The 22374-nt window shown below is 71.4% G+C and carries 21 protein-coding genes and 2 pseudogenes; 13 read left to right on the top strand and 10 right to left on the bottom strand.

What is annotated here, in order from left to right; all coding sequences use genetic code 11:
* Positions 1 to 2: 2 nt before the first annotated feature.
* The 3 genes from ACIP6W_RS08010 to ACIP6W_RS08000 form a co-directional block, all read right to left on the bottom strand.
* Positions 3 to 722 (bottom strand): Type 1 glutamine amidotransferase-like domain-containing protein, encoded by a 720-nt coding sequence (locus ACIP6W_RS08010; RefSeq protein ID WP_251159720.1) that lies wholly within the window; start codon positions 720 to 722, stop codon positions 3 to 5.
* Positions 719 to 1252, bottom strand: coding sequence for a phosphoribosyltransferase (locus ACIP6W_RS08005; RefSeq protein WP_235426338.1), 534 nt, complete (start codon positions 1250 to 1252; stop codon positions 719 to 721). The genes ACIP6W_RS08010 and ACIP6W_RS08005 overlap by 4 nt, the downstream gene beginning before the upstream one ends.
* Positions 1253 to 1369: 117 nt before the next feature.
* Positions 1370 to 2179: an SDR family oxidoreductase gene (locus tag ACIP6W_RS08000; protein WP_209682304.1), complete on the bottom strand. Its 810-nt coding sequence runs from the start codon at positions 2177 to 2179 to the stop codon at positions 1370 to 1372.
* Between the two features lie 71 nt (positions 2180 to 2250).
* Between ACIP6W_RS08000 and ACIP6W_RS07995 the strand changes: the two genes are divergently transcribed.
* Positions 2251 to 3348 carry an acyltransferase family protein gene (locus ACIP6W_RS07995; protein WP_271826027.1) on the top strand — a complete coding sequence of 366 codons (1098 nt, stop codon included), beginning with the start codon at positions 2251 to 2253 and terminating at the stop codon, positions 3346 to 3348.
* Positions 3349 to 3361: 13 nt separating this feature from the next.
* Here the strand turns inward: ACIP6W_RS07995 and ACIP6W_RS07990 are convergent.
* A pseudogene (locus ACIP6W_RS07990) lies at positions 3362 to 3478 on the bottom strand (DivIVA domain-containing protein); the annotation flags it as partial.
* A 72-nt stretch (positions 3479 to 3550) separates the two neighbouring features.
* Positions 3551 to 3628 (bottom strand): annotated as a pseudogene (locus ACIP6W_RS07985) (DivIVA domain-containing protein); the annotation flags it as partial.
* Positions 3629 to 3912: 284 nt separating this feature from the next.
* Here ACIP6W_RS07985 and ACIP6W_RS07980 point away from each other — a divergent pair.
* The 5 genes from ACIP6W_RS07980 (at position 3913) to ACIP6W_RS07960 (ending at position 9979) form a co-directional block, all read left to right on the top strand.
* A complete protein-coding gene (locus ACIP6W_RS07980) occupies positions 3913 to 5244 on the top strand; it encodes a bifunctional o-acetylhomoserine/o-acetylserine sulfhydrylase (protein ID WP_066654715.1) in 1332 nt (443 codons plus the stop codon).
* A 104-nt stretch (positions 5245 to 5348) separates the two neighbouring features.
* Positions 5349 to 6548 carry a homoserine O-acetyltransferase gene (locus tag ACIP6W_RS07975; RefSeq protein WP_400428980.1) on the top strand — a complete coding sequence of 400 codons (1200 nt, stop codon included), beginning with the start codon at positions 5349 to 5351 and terminating at the stop codon, positions 6546 to 6548.
* 186 nt (positions 6549 to 6734) lie between these two features.
* Positions 6735 to 7892, top strand: coding sequence for a sensor histidine kinase (locus tag ACIP6W_RS07970; RefSeq protein WP_209682299.1), 1158 nt, complete (start codon positions 6735 to 6737; stop codon positions 7890 to 7892).
* Positions 7889 to 9211, top strand: a complete 1323-nt coding sequence (locus ACIP6W_RS07965; RefSeq protein ID WP_066654722.1) for a hypothetical protein — start codon at positions 7889 to 7891, stop codon at positions 9209 to 9211. The genes ACIP6W_RS07970 and ACIP6W_RS07965 overlap by 4 nt, the downstream gene beginning before the upstream one ends.
* Before the next feature lie 96 nt (positions 9212 to 9307).
* Entirely contained in the window at positions 9308 to 9979 is a 672-nt protein-coding gene (locus ACIP6W_RS07960; protein ID WP_066654724.1) for a response regulator transcription factor, read from the top strand.
* An 80-nt stretch (positions 9980 to 10059) separates the two neighbouring features.
* Here the strand turns inward: ACIP6W_RS07960 and ACIP6W_RS07955 are convergent, their stop codons facing one another.
* Positions 10060 to 11325 (bottom strand): MFS transporter, encoded by a 1266-nt coding sequence (locus tag ACIP6W_RS07955; protein ID WP_066654725.1) that lies wholly within the window; start codon positions 11323 to 11325, stop codon positions 10060 to 10062.
* Between the two features lie 395 nt (positions 11326 to 11720).
* On the bottom strand, positions 11721 to 11939 hold the full coding sequence (locus ACIP6W_RS07950) for a hypothetical protein (RefSeq protein ID WP_400428978.1): 219 nt from the start codon (positions 11937 to 11939) through the stop codon (positions 11721 to 11723).
* A 99-nt stretch (positions 11940 to 12038) separates the two neighbouring features.
* On the opposite strand from ACIP6W_RS07950, the gene ACIP6W_RS07945 reads away from it, so the two are divergent.
* Positions 12039 to 12218 carry a hypothetical protein gene (locus ACIP6W_RS07945; RefSeq protein WP_209682297.1) on the top strand — a complete coding sequence of 60 codons (180 nt, stop codon included), beginning with the start codon at positions 12039 to 12041 and terminating at the stop codon, positions 12216 to 12218.
* 332 nt (positions 12219 to 12550) lie between these two features.
* Complete coding sequence (locus ACIP6W_RS07940) at positions 12551 to 14257, top strand: DUF6119 family protein (RefSeq protein WP_209682295.1); 1707 nt, start codon at positions 12551 to 12553, stop codon at positions 14255 to 14257.
* Positions 14258 to 14268: 11 nt separating this feature from the next.
* Here ACIP6W_RS07940 and ACIP6W_RS07935 read toward each other — a convergent pair whose 3' ends face one another.
* Both ACIP6W_RS07935 and ACIP6W_RS07930 read right to left on the bottom strand, forming a co-directional pair.
* A complete protein-coding gene (locus tag ACIP6W_RS07935; RefSeq protein WP_209682293.1) occupies positions 14269 to 14577 on the bottom strand; it encodes a thiamine-binding protein in 309 nt (102 codons plus the stop codon).
* The gene (locus tag ACIP6W_RS07930; protein ID WP_209682290.1) at positions 14574 to 15854 is read right to left on the bottom strand and encodes a glycosyltransferase 87 family protein; all 1281 of its coding nucleotides are present in this window, start codon (positions 15852 to 15854) and stop codon (positions 14574 to 14576) included. The genes ACIP6W_RS07935 and ACIP6W_RS07930 overlap by 4 nt, the downstream gene beginning before the upstream one ends.
* A 61-nt stretch (positions 15855 to 15915) precedes the next feature.
* Between ACIP6W_RS07930 and ACIP6W_RS07925 the strand changes: the two genes are divergently transcribed.
* Positions 15916 to 16632: a YceI family protein gene (locus ACIP6W_RS07925; RefSeq protein WP_400428975.1), complete on the top strand. Its 717-nt coding sequence runs from the start codon at positions 15916 to 15918 to the stop codon at positions 16630 to 16632.
* Positions 16633 to 16942: 310 nt separating this feature from the next.
* Here the strand turns inward: ACIP6W_RS07925 and ACIP6W_RS07920 are convergent, their stop codons facing one another.
* Positions 16943 to 17803 carry an ADP/ATP-dependent (S)-NAD(P)H-hydrate dehydratase gene (locus tag ACIP6W_RS07920; protein ID WP_251155092.1) on the bottom strand — a complete coding sequence of 287 codons (861 nt, stop codon included), beginning with the start codon at positions 17801 to 17803 and terminating at the stop codon, positions 16943 to 16945.
* 24 nt (positions 17804 to 17827) lie between these two features.
* Here ACIP6W_RS07920 and ACIP6W_RS07915 point away from each other — a divergent pair, with 24 nt between their 5' ends.
* From ACIP6W_RS07915 to ACIP6W_RS07900, 4 genes are all read left to right on the top strand, one after another.
* Entirely contained in the window at positions 17828 to 18466 is a 639-nt protein-coding gene (locus tag ACIP6W_RS07915; RefSeq protein ID WP_066654754.1) for an HAD family phosphatase, read from the top strand.
* Complete coding sequence (locus ACIP6W_RS07910; RefSeq protein ID WP_400428973.1) at positions 18463 to 19545, top strand: NADH:flavin oxidoreductase/NADH oxidase; 1083 nt, start codon at positions 18463 to 18465, stop codon at positions 19543 to 19545. Before ACIP6W_RS07915 ends, ACIP6W_RS07910 begins: the two co-directional genes overlap by 4 nt.
* A 237-nt stretch (positions 19546 to 19782) precedes the next feature.
* Positions 19783 to 21171: a hemolysin family protein gene (locus ACIP6W_RS07905; RefSeq protein WP_400428971.1), complete on the top strand. Its 1389-nt coding sequence runs from the start codon at positions 19783 to 19785 to the stop codon at positions 21169 to 21171.
* A gap of 23 nt (positions 21172 to 21194) precedes the next feature.
* Positions 21195 to 22265, top strand: coding sequence for a hemolysin family protein (locus ACIP6W_RS07900; RefSeq protein WP_066658342.1), 1071 nt, complete (start codon positions 21195 to 21197; stop codon positions 22263 to 22265).
* Positions 22266 to 22374: the final 109 nt, after the last annotated feature.

Here is a 22374-nt window from a genome sequence, read left to right as displayed (position 1 = left end):
GGTCAGGCGCCCATGGTCGCGACGGAGACGGACTCGTCGCCGGCGACCACGCGCCAGACGCTGCCCGTCCCGCGGACCTCGAGCGCACCCTCGCCGACGACCAGCGCGGTGTCCTCGTCGATCGCGAGCCCGGCCGTGACGAACTCCGCCTCGGCCGCCGCGACGAGCCGGGCCAGCGTGCCGGCCTGCACGGCGTGCACGTCGATCGTCAGGTCGACCAGCCCGAGCCCCTCGCGGAGCTCGACCTCGTCGAGGCCCTCGGACGACCCCTGCGGGCAGACCTCGACGCCGCCGATGCGCCACCCGCCCACGAGCGCCCGGTCTGCGGCGACCATCGCGCCGGCGGAGTAGCCGAGGTACGGCAACCCGTCGGAGACGAGGAGCCGGATCTGGTCGACGAGGGGCTGGATCGCGTCGAGGTACGCCGGGGTGACCCCGCCGCCGATCACGAGCGCGTCCACGTCGCTCAGCACCGTCGTGGCGAAGACCTCGCCCGCGCCGACCTCGGTCACCAGGACCTCGGCCTGTCGGGCGCCACCGAGGACCTCGGCGATGTCGGCGGTCGACGACGGGGCGGCACCGGACGGGCCGGCCACGGAGAGCAGGGCGATCCGGGGCACGCTCCGGCCGACCGCGGCGGAACGCGCGGCGGCCTCGGCCAGGAACGGGGCGGCGACGTCGGCCGCGACGAGGGGACCCCCGCCGACGAGGTGGATGCTCACGACTCGGCCGTCACCGGGGCGAGGGCGCTCCACGGGAAGGTGATCCACCCGTCGACACGACGCCACACGTGGTCGGGCTCGAGCACGGTGCCGGGCTTCGAGTACAGGCAGGCGCTCCGCACGTCGGCGCCGGCGTTCCGGATGATGTCGACCACCAGGCGCAGGGTGCGGCCGGAGTCGGAGACGTCGTCGACCACCAGGACGCGCTTGCCCGCCAGGCTCGGCGCGTCGAGGGCGGGCGAGAGGATGACCGGCTCGTCGAGACGCTGCTCGACGTCCGTGTAGAACTCGACGTTGATCGAGCCGCACTCCTTGGTGCCGAGCGCGTACGCCACAGCGCCCGCGATGATGAGCCCGCCGCGCGCGACCGCCACGACGACCTCGGGCTCGAAGCCGGACGACAGGACGTCCTTGGCGAGCAGCCGCGCCGCGTCACCGAACTCCAGCCAACCGAGCACCTCGGGCCCGCTCGTCACGGTCACGGTCGAGGGAGCCTGCGCGGCTTGCCCGGGTTCGCTGCTGATCGGCATCCGCCCACGGTACCGGCAGGGAGCCACCCGCCGCGACCCGCGCCCGGACACCGCGCGCGCCGGGACCGGCACACGGCCCGCCAGCGCGCGTGATCGAACCGGCCCGCGCGCCCGGTGTCAGCTCCGGGGCGTCAGCGGCCCGCGGGCGAGCTTGTGCTGTGCCGACTGCGCGACCGGTCGCACCGTCACCAGGTCGAGGTTGACGTGCGCCGGCAGCTCGACCGCGTGCACGACGGCCTCGGCGACGTCCTCGGCGACGAGCGGCCCCGGCACATCGGTGTACACCGCCTCGGCCTTCTCGCGGTCGCCCCGGAAGCGCGTCAGGGCGAACTCGTCGGTCTTGACGAGCCCGGGCGCGATCTCGACCACGCGCAGCGGCTCGCCGTTCAGCTCGAGCCGCAGGGCGCCGACCAGGGCGTGCTCGGCGAACTTGGCGGCGTTGTACCCGCCGCCGTTCTCGTAGGCCACGTGTCCCGCGGTGCTCGTCACGGTCACGATGTCCGCGACCCCGGCCGTGGCCGCACGGCGCCGGAGCTGCGGCAGCAGGGCGGCGGTGACCCGCTTCGTGCCGATGACGTTCACCTCGAACATGGCGCGCCAGTCCTCCACGTCGGACTCCTCGACGCTCGCCGACCCGAGTGCTCCGCCGGCGTTGTTCACGAGCACGTCCGCGCCGCCGGCCTCGTCCACCCGGGCGGCGAGCGCCGCGACGGCGTCGGCGTCGGTGACGTCCGCGACCAGGAACGATGCCCCGGTCTCCGCGGCGAGCGCCTCGAGCCGGTCCTGACGACGGGCGACGGCGAGCACCTGCCAGCCGCGCTCGCGGAACAGCCGGACGGTGGCGGCACCGATGCCGGAGCTCGCCCCCGTGACGACGGCGAGCCGCTCGGTGGTGTCGGGTCGACCGGTGTCGGGACGTGCTGCCATGGCTTCCTCCAGTGGGTGTCGGCACCACCGTACCGACCCGTCGAGGTCACGATCCGGTAACGTGACCGGCCATGACGACGGACGCCGCTCCCCCCGCGCCCTCGGCTCCGGCGACGCCGCTCGAGCCGGGCCGGTCGCCGCGACGCATCCCGATGTGGGACACGGCTCGGTTCGTCGCCGTCACGCTCGTCGTGATCGGTCACGCGATCCAGCGGCAGACGGCCGGCAGCGAGCACGCCCTCGCGCTCTACACCTTCATCTACGCGTTCCACATGCCCGCGTTCGGCGTCATCAGCGGGTACTTCTCGTCGGCGGCGACCCCGACCGCAGAGCGGATGCGGCGGACCTTCACGGACATCGTGGTGCCGTACATCGTCATGCAGACGATCTGGACGGTGGTGCAGGCGATCGTCGAGGGCGGCAAGGAGTTCAACCCGACGAAGCCGACCTGGACGCTGTGGTTCCTGCTCGCGCTGGGGATCTTCCGGCTGATCCTGCCCTACCTGGCGATCCTGCGGTGGCCGCTCGTCTGGGCCGTGGTGCTCAGTGTCGGCGTCGGGTACCTCGACAACGTCGACTCGACGTTCTCCCTGGGACGCGCGATCAGCCTGCTGCCGTTCTTCCTGCTCGGGTGGCAGGTCAAGCAGTGGGGGGTGTTCGACCGCTGGTACGAGGCCCCCCGCCGGGTCGTGGTCCGTCTCCGCGCGGCCGCGGTCGTCGTCTTCGCGGTGTGGGCGGCCGCGTGCGTGCTGTTCATCCCGCAGTTCAAGGGCTTCGACCTGCACCACTGGTTCTTCTACGACGACTCGTACTCCGGGCTCGGCGAGGACGCCTGGTGGGCCGGCGGTGTCCGCCTCGGCCTGGTGCTGCTCGCCACCGTGCTGACGGCGTCGTTCCTGCTGCTCGTGCCCCGCAGGACGGTCTGGCTCACCCGGTTCGGCGCCGCGACCATGTACGTCTACCTGCTGCACACGTTCGTGCTCTACCCGATCCGCGAGTCCGGCGTCCTGGCCGGGGAGCACTCGGCGTGGCCGTACGTGCTGCTCATGGTCGCCGTGGCGTGCGCGGTGAGCCTGTTCCTCGCGCAACCGTTCGTGCGGCGCGGCATGCGCTGGCTGCTCGAGCCGAACGTCGACTGGCTGTTCCGCCGGGAGCCCGTCGAGCGCTGACCGCTCAGCGGGCGAGTGCCCGGAGCGCGACCACGACCTCGACGAGGAAGTCGTCGACCTCGTCGCAGTCGTACCCGGACTTCATCCGGGTCCGACGGAAGCGCGACGACGCGACGTCCTCCGGGGTCACCGTCCGTGCGCCGGCCAGCCGTCCCGTCGCCGGACGGCCGCCCTGCTCGGCGGCGGCGAACGTCGCCTGCACCCGGTCGAGCAGGTCGTCCACGTCGTCCTGCGAGTACCCGTTCCGGAACACCGTCGGCTGGAACTTCTTGTCCGCCACGTCCTGAGCGCGCACGACGCCCCCTCTCGTCCCGTCCGATCCTGCCAGGCGGGGGCCGACGCGTCCGGCCGGGAGGCACGGCGCACCGCACCGCGCCGCTCCCGTCCCTCGGCTGGTCGCGTCGACTCCACGGACGCGCGCCGCGCACGCGCGTTACGTCGCGAGGCGGCCCCGCTGGTGCCCGCCCCGCCACCTGCGTAGCGTGACGGACGTCGCGACGACGCCCCGGGCCTCCCGGTCGTCCGCGGCGACGCCATGACGGACCGGACCCGACAGGAGCCCCGATGAGCACGAACGACGCAGCCGCCTGGCGGTTCGAGACGACGCAGGTCCACGCCGGCGCGCAGCCGGACCCGACCACCGGCGCACGGGCCACGCCGATCTACAGGACGACGTCGTACGTGTTCGAGAACTCGGACCACGCCCGCGACCTGTTCGCGCTGGCGCAACCGGGCAACATCTACTCGCGGATCATGAACCCGACGAACGACGTCGTCGAGCAGCGCATCGCCGCGCTCGAGGGCGGTACGGGCGCGCTGCTGGTGTCGAGCGGTCAGGCGGCCGAGACGTACGCCGTGCTGAACATCGCGGGGGCCGGTGACCACATCGTCTCGTCGTCGTCGATCTACGGCGGCACGTACAACCTGTTCAAGTACACGCTGGCGAAGCTCGGCATCGAGACGACGTTCGTCGAGGACCAGGACGACCTCGAGGAGTGGCGTCGTGCCGTCCGCCCCAACACGAAGCTCTTCTTCGCCGAGACGATCGGCAACCCGCGGATCAACGTGCTCGACATCGCAGGCGTCAGCAGCGTCGCGCACGAGTCCGGCCTGCCGCTCATCGTCGACAACACGATCGCGACGCCGTTCCTCATCCGGCCGTTCGAGCACGGTGCCGACATCGTGGTGCACTCGGCGACCAAGTTCCTCGGCGGCCACGGCACCGTCATCGGCGGCGTGATCGTCGACGGCGGACGGTTCGCCTGGTCGGAGCACGCCGACCGCTTCCCGGAGTTCAACTCCCCCGATCCCTCGTACCACGGCGCGGTGTTCGCGCAGGCGGTCGGCAACGAGCTCGCCTACGTCGTGAAGGCCCGGGTGCAGCTGCTCCGCGACCTCGGCGCGTCGAACTCGGCGGACACGGCGTTCGCGCTGCTCCAGGGCATCGAGACGCTGTCGCTGCGCATGGAGCGGCACGTGGCGAACGCCCAGGAGATCGCGGAGTGGCTCGACCGGCACCCGGAGGTGGCCTCCGTGTCGTACGCCGGGCTGCCGACGTCGCCCTGGTACGCGGCGGCGAACCGGTACGCGCCGCGCGGTGTCGGTGCCGTGCTGTCGTTCGAGCTCAAGGGCGGGGTGCCGGCCGGCAAGGCGTTCGTCGACGAGCTGCGGCTGTTCTCGCACCTGGCGAACATCGGCGACGTGCGCTCCCTCGTCATCCACCCGGCGTCGACGACGCACTCGCAGCTCACGCCCGAGCAGCAGCTCACCACCGGGGTCACCCCGGGCCTGGTGCGGCTCTCGGTCGGCATCGAGAACGTCGAGGACCTCCGTGCGGACCTCGAGGCGGGGCTCGCGGCGGCGCGGGCCGTCTCGCAGGAGGGCCAGCGGGCGTAGCGCCCCGGCCCGGCCCGTCCCGCTCGCGGAGCACGCGCCGGTGACGCGCCGGGCGTGACGTAACACGGCGGAGGTGGGGCGTGCCTCCCGGCAGACTGGACACGATGGACTGGCAGACGATCCCCGAGGACTCGGTCCCGTCCACCCTCGTGCCCGGGACCGAGCTCGGGACGCTCGGCAAGCCGCCCGTGACCGGCGCCTGGCGCCCGGGCGACCACCCCGGCTCCCGGCGGTTCGCCGCGCTCGGCGAGCAGTGGGTGCGCGGCGGACGGATCCCGTCGGTGCGGGTGGCCTACGAGACGTGGGGCGAGCTGGACGCCGCGCGCAGCAACGCGGTGCTGCTCCTGCACGCCATGACCGGCGACTCGCACGTCACCGGTCCGGCCGGACCCGGGCACCGCACGGCGGGCTGGTGGGGCGACGTCGTCGGACCGGGCCTGGCGATCGACACCGACCGGTGGTTCGTCGTCGCCCCGAACATGCTGGGCGGGTGCCAGGGCACGACCGGCCCGTCCTCGGTGGCGCCGGACGGCGTCGAGTGGGGGTCGCGCTTCCCGTTCGTGACCGTGCGCGACCAGGTCGCGGTCCAGGTGCAGCTCGCCGACGCGCTCGGCATCGACGTCTTCGCCGCCGTCGTCGGCGGCTCGATGGGCGGCATGCACGCGCTCGAGTTCGCGGTGGCGCACCCCTCCCGGGTCGCCCGGCTCGCGGTCCTGGCGTCGACCGCCCAGACCACGGCGGACCAGATCGCCGCGAACTCGCTGCAGCGTGCCGCGATCCAGACCGACCCCGCGTACGCCGGTGGTGACTACTTCGAGGCGGCGGTCGGCGAGGGACCGCACCGCGGGCTGTCGCTCGCGCGGCGGATGGCGCTGATGACCTACCGCGCGCCGGACGAGCTCAACGGGCGGTTCGCGCGGTCGTGGCAGAGCGACGTCTCCCCGCTCGGCGACGACGGCCGGTTCTCGGTCGAGAGCTACCTCGACTTCCACGGCAACCGGTTCACCCGGCGGTTCGACGCCTCGTCGTACGTCGCGCTCACGCACGCGATGGACTCGCACGACGTCGGGGCCGGGCGCGGCGGGGTGACGGCGGCGCTCGCGGCGGTGACCGCCAGGACGCTGGTCGTCGGGGTGTCGAGCGACCGCCTGTTCCCGCTCGAGGACCAGCACCGGATCGCGGCGGGGATCCCCGACACACTGGACGGGGGCCGGGCCGCGGTGCTCGACAGCGAGTTCGGACACGACGGCTTCCTCATCGAGCACGAGGCGGTCGGGGCGCACCTGCGACGGCTGCTCGACTGAACGGCCCGGTACGGGCGCGGTACGGGCGCGGCGCGCCCGGCGCACCCGCGGACCGATCTGTCCACGTCCGCGTGCCGAACACCCCACAACGGGTGGGCCGCGTGGAATGATGGCGACGGGTACCCCGCCCGCGGGGTCCGGCGAACCACCGGACCCGACCGAACCGACGTCACCACCAGGACACCGATGGACTTCATCGCACAGGAACGCGACCGCTTGCTGCGGTCGACGACCCGTGTCGTCGGCATCACCTGCGCCCTGGTCTCCGTCGTCGGCATCGTCAGCTCACTCGCGGTCCCGCTGGTGCCCCTGCTCGGCGCGCTCGCCTGCATCGCGGTGCTCATCGCGGCGCTGCTCGTCTTCGGCACGAACGGGTCGGTGTGGTGGACCGCCCTCGCACTCGCCTCGGGCCTCGGTGCCCTCGCGCTCCTGCTGCTCGGTGCCGACCCCGACGTGCGGCCCGTCGTCGCCAGCGCCGTCGTGCCGCTGGCGGCCGGGTCGTTGTCCGCCCCGCTGATGGCGCAGCGCGGCGCGCCGGTCGGGCTCGCGATGACGATCGTCACCGGAGTCGCGGCCGTGGGCGCCGTCGTCTGGGCATCGGGCGGTCCGCTCTCCGGCCCGACCGCCGGTGTGGTGCTCGGCTGGGTGCTCGTCGCCGTGGTCTCGGTGTGGATCGCGCGCAGCATCCCCCGCGTCGCCCGGCGCATCCAGAGCATCGGCACGGCGCACCGCGCGGAACGGCAGGCGAGCGAGACCGAGGCGCAGCGACGCCAGGGCGCCCGACTGCTGCACGACACCGTGCTCGCCACCCTCACGCTCCTGGCCCACTCCGGGGTCGGCGTGTCCGAGCAGGCGATGCGCGAGCAGGCCGCCGAGGACGCCAGGCTCCTCCGGCACCTGCGACTCGGCGCGACCCCGCAGCCCCAGCAGTCCGGCGACTACTCGCTCACCCGCGTCGAGGAGTCGCCGCTCGGCCAGACCCTCGAGTCCGTCAAGCAGCGCTTCGGCCGGATGGGGCTCGAGGTCAGCTGGCACGGCACCGGTCAGGTCCTGCTGCCGTCGAACGTGCTCGACGCGTTCCTGCTGGCCCTCGGCGAGTGCCTCGAGAACGTCCGGCGCCACGCCGGCGTCGGCGAGGCGCACGTCACGATCGTCCACGACCAGGAGACCGTCCGCGCGATGGTGACCGACGCCGGTGTCGGCTTCGACCTCGACGCGGTGAGCGCGGAGCGCCTCGGCTACAAGGAGAGCGTCGTCAACCGCCTCCGCGAGGTCGGTGGCGACGCCAAGCTCTTCTCCGCCCCGGGATCGGGCACCACCGTCGTCCTGGAGGCTCCCCGATGACCCGCGTCCCCGAGGACACCATCAACCGCGGGCTCCCGGGCGAGACCGTGCAGCCGGCACCGCGCACCCGTCGCGAAGCGCGCGAGCGCTACCGGGGCAGCGAGCGACGGCAGGCCCGCGGGCTCCCCTCGACCTCGACGGGTGCCCGTTCGCTCCGGCAGGCCGCCAAGCCCGGTGCGTCGCTCGGAGCCGGCTACCTCGGCCTCGGCGCCGCGGTCCTCACCGCGATCGAGGCCGTCGCCGGCATCGTCTTCTTCCTGGTCCGGCTGCCGGACTACGCGAACCCGTGGCTGCCCGCCGGCGCCTGGGCGCTGTACCTGGTCGCGGCGATCGGCGTCGGCCTCAGCCTGATGACCTACGGCGAGCGGCTCACCGGCACCGCGTTCGCGCTGATCTGCGCCGTCCTGGCGTGCGTCGTGACACTCGACTTCGTCGGGATCCTCCCCGAGCACGACATCGCGCACACCGCCAGCGCCTCGGTCGCCGCCGGCTTCGCCCTGCTCCCGGTGGCGACGCTCCGGCCCGCGCGCGAGGTCGCCGCCGCCATCGCGGTGCTCGGTCTCGGGTTCGCCGTGATGGCGGCCGTGTCGACGCCGATCACCCCGGCGACCCTGCCGGGCATCGTCTCGCTGCTGGCGCTCGTGGTGGTCCCGCCGTCGATCGCACTGTTCGTGGTGCACCGCTTCCGCCAGCTCGTGCAGCGCGAGCTGGACCGGGTGCTCGTGCAGAGCAACGTCCAGGCGCCGCAGTTCGCCGTCGGGATGCTCGCGTCGGACGAGCTCGCCCGGCTCGACCTGGCCGCCGAGAAGCTCCTCGACGCCGTCGCGAACGGCTCGGACCCGCTGCCGCTCTCGGACGCCTCGGCCTCCGTCGCCGCGTCGCTGGCGACGGAGCTGCGCCTGCACCTCATCGAGGGACGCCGCGAGACGTGGCTGTACCACGCGATCACGGAGTCCGACCACCTCGGGCGCGCCGTCAGCGTGGCCGATCCGCAGTCCCTCGCCGGGCACCTCGGCCCCGCCCAGCGGGACGGCCTGCTGCAGGCCCTGTGGCAGATGGTCGGCGACGGTCGCCCCGCACAGCCGGGTGCCCCCGTCGTCTCGGTCACGCTCGGTCCGATCGGCTCCGACGGGCACCCGGTGTCCGACGAGCGCATGGACGTCCCGATCGTGTTCGAGTCGCGCGGGACCCCGCGCCGACGCCTCGGTCCGACCGCGTGGAGTGCCCTGCAGCGCATCGGCCCGTACACCGAGTCGTTCCGCGACGGCGTGCTCCGCGTCGTCTCGCACTGCGTCGTCGACCGACACCCGTCGATGTAGACGGGCGCGAACTGCCGGACACCCGGCCGACATCCCCAGCCCGGACGGTCCCGACACCTAGGATCGGCGTGCACCGCCTTCGAGAAAGGACGCCTGATGGCGACTCCAGAGCAACCGATCCGACTCGCACTGGTCGACGACCACCGGATGCTGCTCGGCGCGCTCACGGAGTGGATCCGCAGCGCCGCCGACGACATCACGCTCGTCGCCGCCGTCACGACCTGGCCGGAGCTCCTGACGAGCCCGGCGTTCCCGGTCGACGTGGTGCTGCTCGACCTCGACCTCAAGGACTCGATCCCGGTCTCGCTGAAGATCTCGACGCTCAAGACCGCCGGCGTGAAGACCGTTGTGATGAGCACGTACTCGGAGCCGAACGTCGTCCGCGAGGCCCTCGGCTCCGGCGCTCTCGGCTACCTCGTGAAGAGCGAGGACGCCGACATGATCGTCGAGGCGATCCGTGCCGCGCAGCGCGGCGAGCAGTACGTCTCCGCCGAGCTCGACCTGGCGATCAACAGCGGCGACGTCGGCGGCGTGCCGAAGCTCAGCGCGCAGGAGCGCCGCGTGATGGCGCTGTACGGCGGTGGCGAGCCCGTCAAGAGCGTCGCCTACCAGCTCGGCATCTCCGAGGAGACCGCGAAGAGCTACCTCAAGCGCATCCGCGAGAAGTACCGCGTCGCGGGCTTCGACGTCGGCACGAAGGTCGCGCTGCGGAAGCGCGCGATCACCGACGGCATCATCGTGCAGGACGGCAGCCCGGTCGGGCTGTAGTCGCTCCACACGACGGACGGGAGGCCCGTGGCTGTGTCGCCACGGGCCTCCCGTCCGTCGTGTGGGTGCGTCGACTCCGGTCAGACCGTCGGCACCGGCGCGGTGATCGGCCCGGTCGACGGCGACGACGACCGCAGGGCGGAGCGGCGGTCCGTCCGCCGTTCGACGCCGTAGCTGACCATCGTCACGAGCAGACCGAGCAGCGCGAGGACGATACCGAGCCACGCGGGGGCCAGGAACCCGAACCCGGCTGCGATGACCGCTCCACCGAGCGCCGCGCCGAGCGAGTTGCCGATGTTGAACGCCGAGTGGTTCAGCGCCGCCGCGATGGTCCGCGCGTCGCCGGCGACGTCCATCAGGCGAGACTGCACCGCCGGCGGGATCGCCGACGAGGTCGCTCCGAGCAGGAACGCGCCGAGGAACACCCCCCAGACCCACTGGGCGGTGAAGACGGTCACGAGCAGGGCGCCGATGAGCGCGAGCATCCCGATGTAGATCGTCCGCTTGACGCTGTGGTCCGCCAGGTGCCCACCGAGGACCCCGCCGACGACCATGCCGAGGCCGACCACGACGAGCACGAGCGGGACCGCGGACTCGGGCAGTCCGGTGACGTTCTGCACGAGCGGCGAGATGTACGAGTAGACGGCGAAGAACCCGCCGAAGCCCACCGCACCGAGCCCCATCACGATCCAGAGCTGCGGCGACCGGAAGGCCCGGAGCTCCCGTCCGACGGTCGCGTGCTCGTCGGCGGCGCTCCGCGGGACGAAGGCCGCGACGGCGAGGAACGTCAGGGCGAAGAGCAGCGAGACGACGCCGTACGCGATGCGCCAGCCGGCGTTCTGCCCGATCCAGGTGATGGCGGGCACGCCGACGACGTTGGCGATCGACAGGCCGAGCATCACCATCGCGATGCCCTTGCCGCGCTTGCCCGGCCCCATGATCTCGCCCGCGACGATCGACGCGATGCCGAAGTACGCACCGTGCGGCAGACCGGCGACGAAGCGTGCGACGAGCACGAGCCCGAAGTTCGGCAGGACCGCACTCGCGACCGTGGCGACCACGAAGCCGACGAGGAGCACGAGGATCAGGCCCTTGCGCGGGAACGTGGCGGAGATCGCCGCGATCGTCGGCGCACCCACCACGACCCCCAGCGCGTAGGCGCTGACGAGCCAGCCGGCGTGCGCAACCCCGGCGGCGGGGTCGGCCGCGTACTGCGCGGGGAGCAGGGCTTCGGCGATGTTCGGCAGCAGGCCCATCGCGACGAACTCGGTCGACCCGATGGCGAAGCCACCGAGGGCGAGGGCGATGAGGGCGAACGCGCGCTGCGTCGGCGTGGTGAGCGTCATGCGACCTGTCTGGATCGGGAGGAACGGGGGCGGGAGGACGGAGCCGCGTCCCGGCTCGCGCGCCGGGACACCGGCCGGACCGCCGCGTCGCGCAGGGTGCACGAGGTTCCCTCGCTCCCGGACCCGCACGGCGCCAGGGCGGCGGCCGGAGGGCGGCGGAGTGGACAGCGGGGTCGGTCCGTGTTCGGCGTCGAACGGCCCGAGCACGCGTACTGCGGCCCGGTCCCAGCAGTGTAGACCGCTCCAAACAGCCGACGGAAGACGACGGGCCGAATCGATTCGACAGCGGCCGGGACCCAGCGGCCGGAACACGGCCGCCGGATCACACCGGCGGGGACACCACGAGCGGCGACCGCAGCCAGGGCCTCCGCCGCGTCGTCGCTGCTCGACGGGCCTCAGGCCGCGCGGCGCTCCTCGCGCGACGACCCCGCGGAGGCCGGCTCGGGCAGCTCGTCGCGGTGGACCCACCCGGACCCGCACTCCGTGCAGCTCGCCCAGGCGTCGCCGCCCTGCTCGTCACCGTCGATGACGACCGTCTGCAGGTCGCAGTCAGGGCACCAGCCGTCGTGCATCATCACGCGCTCCTCGTCGTCGTCCGGGTCGTCCCGAGCCACCGGTGCGGCTCGATGCGCACCATGAGACACCCGACCACCGACATCCCGGGGCAGGCGCCTGGCGTGTCCCGCACCTCCCAGCCGGCGTACGATCAGGCCATGGGGTGGTGGATCGTGACCGGCGTCGTCGTGCTCGCTGCAGTCGGGCTGTGGCTGTGGATGCACCACCTCACGGACCTCGGCTCACGCTCGCGGCAGTACGACGGCAGTGATCCCGAGATCGCCGAGGCACTCCGCCAGGCGGAGCGGGACCGCAACAACGGCCGCATGTACCCCTGAGGGCGATCACCCCTGTCTGCCACCAGCACCCCGAGATCGCCGCAACATTTCACCATTGCAAACAGGGATTTTGTGCAGCACCCCCTCCTGATCGCGCTCTTCCATGATCGTGAAGCGGTTCAGACTTCGCGCTGGGACCCAGCCGAGAGGAGCTATAGCGCTCTGGCTACGGGACGACTGGATTTCAATGATGAAAGGTCGGAAGCACTTGCCTCGCCGTGCACTGAACGGTAGAAAATGATGAGATCTGACCAGAGGCGAGACGACAGTACATGGCGCGCACCCCACTTCATGCATACCTAACGAGACCAGGCGAAGCCCTGAGCTCCGCCGTGAGACTCGCGAGTCTTAAACTGACCGCGTCTGCGAACGACAAATTCAAGCTGCCGCTCTACACCTATTCACGCGAGCCCCAGCAGCAGTGGTGGCTACCTTACCTCGGACTGTCCAACACATCGCCACACCCCGAACGCGACGACGAAGCCAAGGCAGGAAGCGTAGTCGACCGCTGCACCGCGCCTGACCTTCATGCGGACACCGGGGGTCGCTCTGTTCTAGGCGCGATCGCCATCGCAGAAGTTGCAAAGCCCGGCGCAAATGGCCGCAGAAGGCAATACGTCATATTCTGCTTCGGGACAGTAACGCATTTGATCAACAAAAGCACGATTGTCCCGGATTTTGGCCTGCTACTGGTCGAGCACTTCGGCTCGCCTGCGGGTATCGTTTCCGCCGATACTCTCGACCCGACCAACATTCGACGGCAGCGAAACCTCCTGCCAACCGAAAGCACTCTCGCTTACGTCGATCCAGAAGTGCAGGAGAGAATCCTGCGAAGGTTGACCAGCCGTGTCTCTGACCAATTTCCCGGGCTGCCGATCCGCGCGACCGGCGCTGCGAGCGTACAGTTCAGCTCGACAGCCCCCGCCACAAAGCTCGAATCCATCGCGGAACACTTGTTCAGGAGCTATCAGAGTGCGGCAAAAGAACCGCGTCCTGACAATGGCGTTCAAATAGTACGCGACCTCAAGCTGGAGCGAGCAGCCGATCGAGCCCTCCTCGCGGAAGTTCGACAAAGCACTCGCTTCTCCGTTCAAGTTCCGGCCATCGGAGGAAGCACCGACGGGAATAGCGTCGCCGACACCAGCGGAGAGTGGCACTCCACCTCGGATCCACTGGACTTCACCTCCTTTGTCGATGAGGCTGAATTGCGATCGAGGAGCAACAGGGCCGTAGAAGTGCTGAAAAGTGTTGAATTGCCGATTCGCACCTCCTCTGGTTATCGGACGCGTAGGCGCCTTTATGACTGCCTGAACGGCACTCTTCAAGTTGAAGGCGAGACGCTAGCGCTAGCGGATGGGTCTTGGTATCGAATCCAAAAGGATCTTTTGAACGACGCCGGCCGCGAATCCAGAGATCGTCAGCTCATCGATAATCGCTACCCTTTGCGATCGGCGCGCGACTATCAGGAAGCCGATTACAACATGAACATGGCGACTCGGGTTGGCGGAATTTGCCTTGACCGCAAATCGATCGCCTCTGGCTCATCTGGAATCGAGCCCTGTGATGTCATTTGGATGGATCGGGACGAGCTCGTACTCACTCATGTGAAAAAAGGGTTCGATTCGAGTGAATTGAGCCATCTCTTCTATCAAGGCCAAGTGGCTGCACTCGCCCTGACACGGGACGCGGGGGCGAGAGCGAAGCTTCAACTTCTCATCGAGAAAGTAGTAGCTTCTAAAACGCTTGGCCTCCCGAAGGTGAAGGCTTCGGACGCATTCGAGCGAGACAACACTTTGCGCCCCGAAGAGAGCCGACGGCGAAAGTTAGTAGGTGCGGACCTTTCGAGCAAGATTGAGCGCCGTATTACGGATCGTCGAATTCGAGTCGATTACTTGATCCTCTCGCGCAGAGACCGTACGCGACAAGAATTGAGTCAACTACCCCTCTTCAGCCAAATCAGCTTCGCGAGAACCTCGCGGCTGTTCTCATTGATGGGTGTGCCGACAACCCTCCGCATCGTGGGGGATCGGAGGGAGTGACGGCGGCACAGTCACTCGCCGAGCGCCGCCTCGAGCCGCTCGAGCTTGCCGTCGATCTCCCCCGTGTGCCCGGGGCGGACGTCGGCCTTGAGCACGAGGGACACCCGGGTGCCGTACGCACCGACGGCCTCGGTGGCGCGCTTGACGACGTCCATGACCTCGTCCCACTCCCCCTCGACCTCGGTGAACATCGACGAGGTGCGGTTCGGCAGACCGGACTCGCGGACGACGCGCACCGCTGCGGCGACCGCGTCGTGCACGGACCCGTCCGACGATGCCGAGGGACCACCGGACGGAGCAACGGAGAACGCGACGATCATGCGTCCATCCTGCCCCGGTCGACTCCCCCGCGCACCGGCGGCTCGGACACCCGCACCGACGAAGGCTCCGGCGAGCGCCGCGCGAGCCGCACCAGCACGACGACCGCCCACACCAGCACGGCGACCTCGAGGACGTTCCGCACGGTGAGCACGAACACCATCCAGGTGTGCACCGCGAGGAGCTCGTCGTAGAACCCCGGGTAGATCACCTGCGTCAGCAGCGCCAGGGGCAGCACCCCGATCGCGACCGGCAGGAAGCGCCGCGCGCTCGGGTACCCGGCGACGAGCCCCCAGACGACGGGCACGGCGTACCACCCGACGTACTGCGGCGACCCGACCTTGTTCACCGCGATCAGCACCGCGACGAACAGCAGCGCGAGGACCGGTGCCACCTCGGTGCGACGGGCGCCCCGCCGGACCGCGAGCAGCGCGAGGACCACGCCGCCGATGACGAGCACGGCCATCAGCGGCGTCGACAGCGCGGCCGCTGCGTGGGTGCCAGCTCCGGACACCTCGAACGTCAGGATCTCGCGGTCGTAGTAGACGGCCGCTCCGGGGGCCCCGAGCGCTGCCGCCCACATGAAGGGTGTCGCGAGCGGGGCCTCGATCTGCAGCGCCCGGTCGCTCTGCTCGGTCACGAAGGACAACAGGTACGGCGCTCCGCCGTAGAGCACGTCGACGAGCACGATCAGCCCGGTCACGACGAGTGCCCCGGTCACGACGGCACTCCGGTGTCCCCGACGCAGCAGCACCAGCACGCCCACCAACGCAGCCGGCCACACCTTCGTCCAGGCCGCTGCGGTGAAGAGCGCCGACGCGACCACCGGACGGGTCACGACGAAGGCGACGCCGACGAGGGCGATCGCGGTGGCCACGGTGTCGATCCGGCCGAGTGCGATGGGTCCGAGCGCGAGCAGGAACACGAGCCACCACCAGACGACCCGCACGCCGAACGCACGGAACCGCCAGAGGAAGGCACAGGCGACGGCGTCGAGCAGCACCATGAGCGCGAGCCAGCCGGTCGCGATCGCCGCGGTGCCGCCGAGGGCCGCAGCGGCCATCGGCACGAGCGCGAAGACCGGGTACACCCAGTCGGAGTCGACCCCGACCCACGAGTGGTCGATCCGCCCGACCTCGATCCACCGTCGGTAGGTGATGGTGACGTCACCCAGCGGCAGGTTCGGCGCGGTCGTGGCGAGCCACCAGAGCACAGCGTGCACCACGACGACGACCACGGCGAGCGAGACGCCCTCGACCCACCGGAACCGCTGCTGCACCGTGCGAGCGTAGCGGGCCGCTCCACAGGCTCTCCTGAGGAGGACGTGTCACCGTTCCCGGGTGAGCACCGACCCGCGCCAGCGTCCCACCACCCGCAAGCCCCTCGTCTGGGCGGGGATCGTCCTGCTCGTCGCGGTGCTCGCCGTCGTCGGCGTCGCCGTCGGCACGAACGTGTACACGTCGAGCGAGAACGCGAAGGCGTCGGCGGCGCCCTCGGTCGCCGCGAGCCGCGCCCCGTCCACGCTCGACACGGCCGACCTGTCCGGCAGCTGGACCGTGGGCGGCGACTCCGAGGCCGGGTACCGCGTGCACGAGGTCCTCAACGGCTCCGACGTCACCGTGACCGGGCGCACGGACAGCGTCACCGGTTCGGCGCGGGTCGACGGCACGACGATCACCGAGGCGACCGTCACGGTGCAGGTCGCCGACATCACCACGGACTCCGCGCAGCGCGACTCGTACTTCCGCGACTCCGCCCTCGACGTCTCGGCCTTCCCGCAGGCGACCTTCACGCTCACCGGACCGATCACCGACGCCGTCCCGAGCGGCTCGGGCACGACCGAGGTCCGGGCCGACGGGGAACTCACGCTGCACGGCGTGACGAAGCCGGTCCGCGCCGACCTGCAGATCGGGCTCGACGGCGACGGTGTCGCGGTGTCCGGCACGGTCCCGATCACCTTCTCGGACTTCGGCGTGCAGGCCCCCGACCTCGGCTTCGTGAAGGTCGACGACGCGGGCGCCGTCGAGTTCCTCGTGCACGCCACGCCCGCGTCCTGACGCGTCGGTCGAACGCGACCCCGCCCGGTCACGCGACCCCACGTCCCGACGCGCCCCGCCACCGGCCGGGAGGCACGCCGCCAGCCCGCCCCGCGCCTCCCGTCCGGCAGTGGGTCACGTCGCCGACACCGCACGCGTCGATCGACGCGCGTCACGTCGGACCGTGCGCCCGCATCGGATGCGAACGCATCCTGCGACACCGCACGCGTCGATCGACGAGCGCGATGTCGCACGCCGGCCCGCCCGCGCCCGGCACCCGCGCCCACGCCCGGCGCCCGCGCCCGCGCCCGCGCCTGCCCGGCCGCGCGCCCTACCCCCGCGCGTCGCCGTCGACGACCAGGTCCCGGACCACGCCGCTCAGCTGCTCGATCAGCGCCGTCATCGTGAACGGACCACCCCGGGACGCACGACGGGCGGCGATCCCGTGCACGACCGCGGCGGTCGCGGCCAGGTGCGCGAGGTCCGACGGGGACAGCGACGCACCGGACGCCTCCGCAGCGCCCTGCCGTGCGGCGACGAGCGCCCCGAGCACCCCGCCGAGCACGTCCCCCGCGCCGGCCGCCGCGAGCCACGGCGTGGCCGACGACGCCACGAGCCGGACCGACCCGTCCGGTGTCGCCACGTGTGTGTCCGAGCCCTTGAGGAGGACGACGCTGCCGGTCCGTTCCGCCGCGCGCACCGCAGCCGTCGCCGGATCACGCTCGACGGCCTCGCGTGAGGTCTCGAGCACCGGGGCGAGCTCCCCCGCGTGCGGCGTCAGCACCGCCAGCGGTCCGAGGTCGACCAGCGGGATCGCCCCGGCGTCGACGACCACCGGCACGCCGTCGTCCGAGGCGTGCCGGAACGCGTCAGCGGTGGACGGGTCGAGCTCGTCGAGCGAGTCCGCGGAGATCCCGGAGCCGACGAGCCACGCCTGCACGCGACCGACACCCGAGACGACCTCCGGACGGCGGGCGAGCACGTGGTCGGTGGCACGGTCCGGTCCGACGTAGCGGACCATCCCGACGCCGGTGTGCACCGCTGCGTCGACGCCCATCACCGCCGCCCCCGGGTACCGGTCGGAGCCGGTCGCGACGCCGAGCACACCCCGGCGGTACTTGGTCGACTCGCCGTGCGGAGCGGTGGTCCAGGCAGCGGCGTCGGTCGGGGCGAAGGGGGCGAAGTCGTTCACGACCGCCACGTTACGGTGGAGCGCATGAGCCTGTTCCTGCCCGGTCGCGTGGTGGTCTTCGACTACGGCGAGGTGATCAGCCGGACACCGCACGGCGCGTGGGACGCTCTCGTCGCGATGACCGGCGTACCCGCGGACGAGCTGCTGCCGGTGTACCAGGAGCTGCGACACGACCTCGACCGGGGCGACCTCACGGTGCTCGAGTACTGGCGCGCGATCGCGGCGCGGACCGGCCGACGGTGGAGCCTCACCGAGATCCACCGCTTCTGGGCGGTCGACTTCACGGGCTGGTTCGAGGTGGACCCCGAGGCGCTGGCGATCGTCGAGGAGCTGCACGCCGCCGGGACCCGGCTCGCCCTGCTGTCCAACGCCGGGCGCGACTTCGGCGACCCGTACCGCTGGTCGCCGATGGGCTCGGTGTTCGAGACGGTCGTGGTCAGTGCCGAGGAGCACGTCCTCAAGCCGGACGCATCCGTCTACCGCACGACGTGCGAGCGCCTGGGAATCACGCCCGAGCAGATGGTGTTCGTCGACAACAGGGCCGAGAACGCCGCCGGTGCAGACGCGATCGGGGCGGTCGGCCACCACTTCACGTCGCCGGCCGGACTGCGGACCTTCCTGCAGGACCTGGCGGCACGGACCGACGAAGGAGCACCCGCGTGACGCACGCCCTGTTCGAACCGATCACCATCCGCGACCTGACCGTCCGCAACCGGCTCTGGGTCTCCCCGATGTGCCAGTACTCGGTCGAGCAGCAGGACGGCGTCCCGACCCCGTGGCACCTCGTGCACCTCGGCGGGTTCGCCAAGGGCGGCGCGGGCGCCGTCGTCGTCGAGGCCGCCGGCGTCGTGCCCGAGGGTCGGATCAGCCCGCAGGACGTCGGCCTGTGGAACGACGAGCAGCGCGACGCCTTCCGGCCGATCGTCGACTTCCTGCACGCGCAGGGCGCCGCCGCCGGCATCCAGCTCGCACACGCCGGGCGCAAGGCATCGACCCACCGCCCCTGGTCCGGGGCCTCGGGCAGCGTGCCGGAGGCCGAGGGCGGCTGGGCGACGGTCGCCCCGTCGGCCGTGGCCTTCGACGGTTACGCGGTGCCGCGCGAGCTCGAGACCGAGGACATCCGCGTCGTGGCGCTCGCGTTCGCCGCGGCCGCACGCCGCGCGGTCGAGGCCGGCTTCGACCTGGTCGAGCTGCACGCGGCGCACGGGTACCTCCTCCACCAGTTCCTCTCGCCGCTGAGCAACCACCGCACCGACGCCTACGGCGGCTCGCTCGAGAACCGCGCCCGCGCCCTGCTCGAGACGATCGACGCCGTCCGCGCCGAGGTCGGCGAGGGCTTCCCCGTGGTCGTCCGCTTCTCGGCCACCGACTGGGTCGACGGCGGACTCACGGTGGAGGACACCGTGCAGGTCGCCCGCTGGGCTGCCGAGCACGGCGCCGACCTGGCCGACGTCTCCACCGGCGGCAACGTCGCGAAGGCTCCGATCCCGGTCGGGCCCGGCTACCAGGTGCCCTTCGCGGAAACGGTCAAGCGCGAGGCCGGCATCGGCACCATCGCCGTCGGCATGATCTCCACCGCCTTCCAGGCCGAGCAGGTCGTCGCCACCGGCCAGGCCGACGTCGTCATGGTCGGCCGCGAGTTCCTCCGCGACCCGTCCTTCGCCCTGCGCGCCGCCGCCGAGCTCGGCGTGGCGATCGACTACGAGCCGCAGCAGTACCACCGCGCGCGCGTCACGGCGTAGGCCGGCGCACCCAGCGCACCGCGCGCCTCGCGACCGGTCACCGACACCGGCCGGGGGCGCGCGGCGTGCGGGCCGGGAGGCACGGCGCGCTCCCTGTACGTGTTCTCGGCTCCGACGCAGCGCACCCACTACGATGTTGCTCACTGTGGACGATCCTCCGAATTCCGTTTCGCCTTCCCACTCATCCGGCGCTCACTCGGTGAGCAGCCCCGCTTCCCGTGCGTCGGGAGGTGGAGAATGAGTCCCCTCGACATCGTCATGCTGGTCGGCGGCATCCTGCTGACCCTCGGTACCGGTGTCTTCGTCGCCTCGGAGTTCGCGCTCGTGAACCTCGACCGCGCCGAGGTCGAGGCCCGGCGCGACCGCGGCGAGTCCGGCCTGGCGCCGGTGATCGCAGCGCTGAAGGTCACGTCGACGCACCTGTCGAGCGCGCAGCTCGGCATCACGCTGACGACCCTGCTGACCGGCTACCTGCTCGAACCGTCGATCGCGACGCTGCTCGAGGCGCCGTTCCTCGCGATGCAGCTGCCCCAGGCACTCGTCGAGACCGTCGGCTCGATCGTGGCGCTCGTCATCGCGACGCTGCTGTCGATGATCCTCGGCGAGCTCGTGCCGAAGAACTTCGCGCTCGCGCTGCCGCTCCAGACCGCGCGGCTCGTCGTGCCGCTGCAGGTCGCCTTCACCACCGTGTTCAAGCCCGCGGTCGCCCTGCTCAACGGCACCGCGAACGCCGTCCTCCGGTCGATGGGCATCGAGCCCCAGGAGGAACTGTCCGGTGCCCGCAGCGCCGAGGAGCTCAGCTCGCTCCTCCGCCGCTCGGCGTCGGAGGGCTCGCTCGAGCAGGACACCGCGACGCTGCTCCAGCGCACCATCGCGTTCTCCGAGCTCGACGCGAGCGACGTGATGACCCCGCGCCCGCGACTGTCGACCATCCGGGTCTCGGAGTCGGCGGACGACGTCATCGCGCTCGCGCGCCGCACCGGCTTCAGCCGCTTCCCCGTGATCGAGGAGGACGCGGACGACGTCGTCGGCATCGTGCACGTGAAGCAGGCCGTCGCGGTCCCGCGCGAGAAGCGCCCCGAGGTGCCGGTCGGCGCCCTGATGACCGAGGCCGAGCGCGTCCCCGAGACCATGCCCGGCGACACCCTGCTCGCCGAGGTCCGGAGCCGCGGCTACCAGATGGTGATCGTCGTCGACGAGTACGGCGGCACCGCCGGTGTCGTCACGCTCGAGGACCTCGTCGAGGAGATCGTCGGCGAGGTGTCCGACGAGCACGACCGCGCACGCATCGACGTCGTGCGCTCCCGGAACTGGTTGACCTTCCCCGGACTCCTGCGTCCCGACGAGCTCGAGGACCGTGCCGGCGTGACGGTCCCCGAGGACGGTCCGTACGAGACCGTGGGCGGGTTCATCATGTCCTCCCTCGGACGCCTGCCCGCCGTCGGTGACGAGGTCGCGCTCGACGACGGCGTCTTCCGCGTCGAGCGGTTGGACGGTCGCCGTGTCGACCGCGTCCGCTGGACCCCGACGCACCCCGATCCCGTCCCGACCACCGGCAGCACCGCGACCGCGCAGCGCCCGGCCACCGGGATCATCATCCCCGCCACGAAGGAGGGCTCCCGATGAGCGCCGCGTCCGTCCACGACGGCATGGTCGTCCTCGCCGCCGGTGAGTCCGCGTCGAGCGGCTCCGACTGGTGGGGCATCTTCTGGCTCGTCGTCCTGCTGCTCGGCAACGCGTACTTCGTCGCCGCCGAGTTCGCCGTGATCTCCGCCCGCCGCTCGCAGATCGAGCCGCGCGCCGAGGCCGGGTCGAAGGCCGCCCAGACGACGCTCGCCGCGATGGAGCACGCCACGCGCATGCTCGCCACCACGCAGCTCGGCATCACGGTCTGCTCGCTCCTCATCCTCAACGTGTCCGAGCCGGCCATCCACCACCTGCTCGAGGTCCCGCTCGGACTGACCGGCTGGAGCGTCGAGGTGATCGGCACCGTGGCGTTCGTCTTCACGCTGCTGCTCGTGTCCTTCCTGCACGTCGTGTTCGGCGAGATGGTGCCGAAGAACATCTCGTTCTCGATGCCCGACCGGGCCGCACTGCTGCTCGTCCCGACGCTCTGGTACATCGGCCACGCCCTGCACTGGGTGATCGTCGGCCTGAACGAGACCGCGAACGCCGTGCTCCGTCTGTTCAAGGTCGAGCCGAAGGACGAGGCCGTCAGCGCGTTCACCGTGGAGGAGGTCCAGACGATCGTCGAGCAGTCCCGCCGCGAGGGCACCCTGACGGACGACGGCAAGCTCGCGATGGCGTTCGAGTTCACGGAGAAGAAGGTCAAGGACGTCGCGGTGCCGATGTCCGACCTGGTCACCCTCCCCGAGGACGCCACCCCCGAGGACGTCGAGCGCGCGGTCGCCCAGCGCGGCTTCTCGCGGTACGTGCTCGTCGGCGACGACGGCGACCCGACGGGCTACGTGCACGTCAAGGACGTCATCGACCTGCGTCCGGACGAGTTCGACGTGCCGGTGCCCCCGAAGCGGATCCGGCAGCTCATCTCCCTGTACACGGACATGGACCTCGAGGACGCCCTCGCGACCATGCGTGCGGCGGGCCGTCACGTGGCGCGGGCGTTCGACGCCGAGGGGCGCACGATCGGTGTGCTGTTCCTCGAGGACATCCTCGAGGAACTGGTGGGCACCGTCGAGGACGCGACCCGGCGACGCTGACCGCGACCGGACGACGGACGGGAGGCGCGGTGCCAGCTAGCACCGCGCCTCCCGTCCGTCTGTCGGTCCTGGTCGAGACTCGGCCAGGCGGACACGTTCGGGGCGGTGG

It is taken from the genome of Curtobacterium sp. NPDC088465, from assembly GCF_044753165.1.
Taxonomy (GTDB): Bacteria; Actinomycetota; Actinomycetes; order Actinomycetales; family Microbacteriaceae; genus Curtobacterium.
Note: the sequence above shows the minus strand (reverse complement) of the source record. Positions and strands in the feature narration are given on the sequence as shown.

Coding starts and splice junctions, on each gene's coding strand:
- ACIP6W_RS07935 (WP_209682293.1), bottom strand. CDS start 14,577: ATGATCGTCGCGTTCTCCGTTGCTCCGTCCGGTGGTCCCTCGGCATCG.
- ACIP6W_RS07945 (WP_209682297.1), top strand. CDS start 12,039: ATGGGGTGGTGGATCGTGACCGGCGTCGTCGTGCTCGCTGCAGTCGGG.
- ACIP6W_RS08000 (WP_209682304.1), bottom strand. CDS start 2,179: ATGGCAGCACGTCCCGACACCGGTCGACCCGACACCACCGAGCGGCTC.
- ACIP6W_RS07955 (WP_066654725.1), bottom strand. CDS start 11,325: ATGACGCTCACCACGCCGACGCAGCGCGCGTTCGCCCTCATCGCCCTC.
- ACIP6W_RS07960 (WP_066654724.1), top strand. CDS start 9,308: ATGGCGACTCCAGAGCAACCGATCCGACTCGCACTGGTCGACGACCAC.
- ACIP6W_RS08005 (WP_235426338.1), bottom strand. CDS start 1,252: ATGCCGATCAGCAGCGAACCCGGGCAAGCCGCGCAGGCTCCCTCGACC.
- ACIP6W_RS07905 (WP_400428971.1), top strand. CDS start 19,783: ATGAGTCCCCTCGACATCGTCATGCTGGTCGGCGGCATCCTGCTGACC.
- ACIP6W_RS07975 (WP_400428980.1), top strand. CDS start 5,349: ATGGACTGGCAGACGATCCCCGAGGACTCGGTCCCGTCCACCCTCGTG.
- ACIP6W_RS07900 (WP_066658342.1), top strand. CDS start 21,195: ATGGTCGTCCTCGCCGCCGGTGAGTCCGCGTCGAGCGGCTCCGACTGG.
- ACIP6W_RS07915 (WP_066654754.1), top strand. CDS start 17,828: ATGAGCCTGTTCCTGCCCGGTCGCGTGGTGGTCTTCGACTACGGCGAG.
- ACIP6W_RS07980 (WP_066654715.1), top strand. CDS start 3,913: ATGAGCACGAACGACGCAGCCGCCTGGCGGTTCGAGACGACGCAGGTC.
- ACIP6W_RS07965 (WP_066654722.1), top strand. CDS start 7,889: ATGACCCGCGTCCCCGAGGACACCATCAACCGCGGGCTCCCGGGCGAG.
- ACIP6W_RS07995 (WP_271826027.1), top strand. CDS start 2,251: ATGACGACGGACGCCGCTCCCCCCGCGCCCTCGGCTCCGGCGACGCCG.
- ACIP6W_RS07970 (WP_209682299.1), top strand. CDS start 6,735: ATGGACTTCATCGCACAGGAACGCGACCGCTTGCTGCGGTCGACGACC.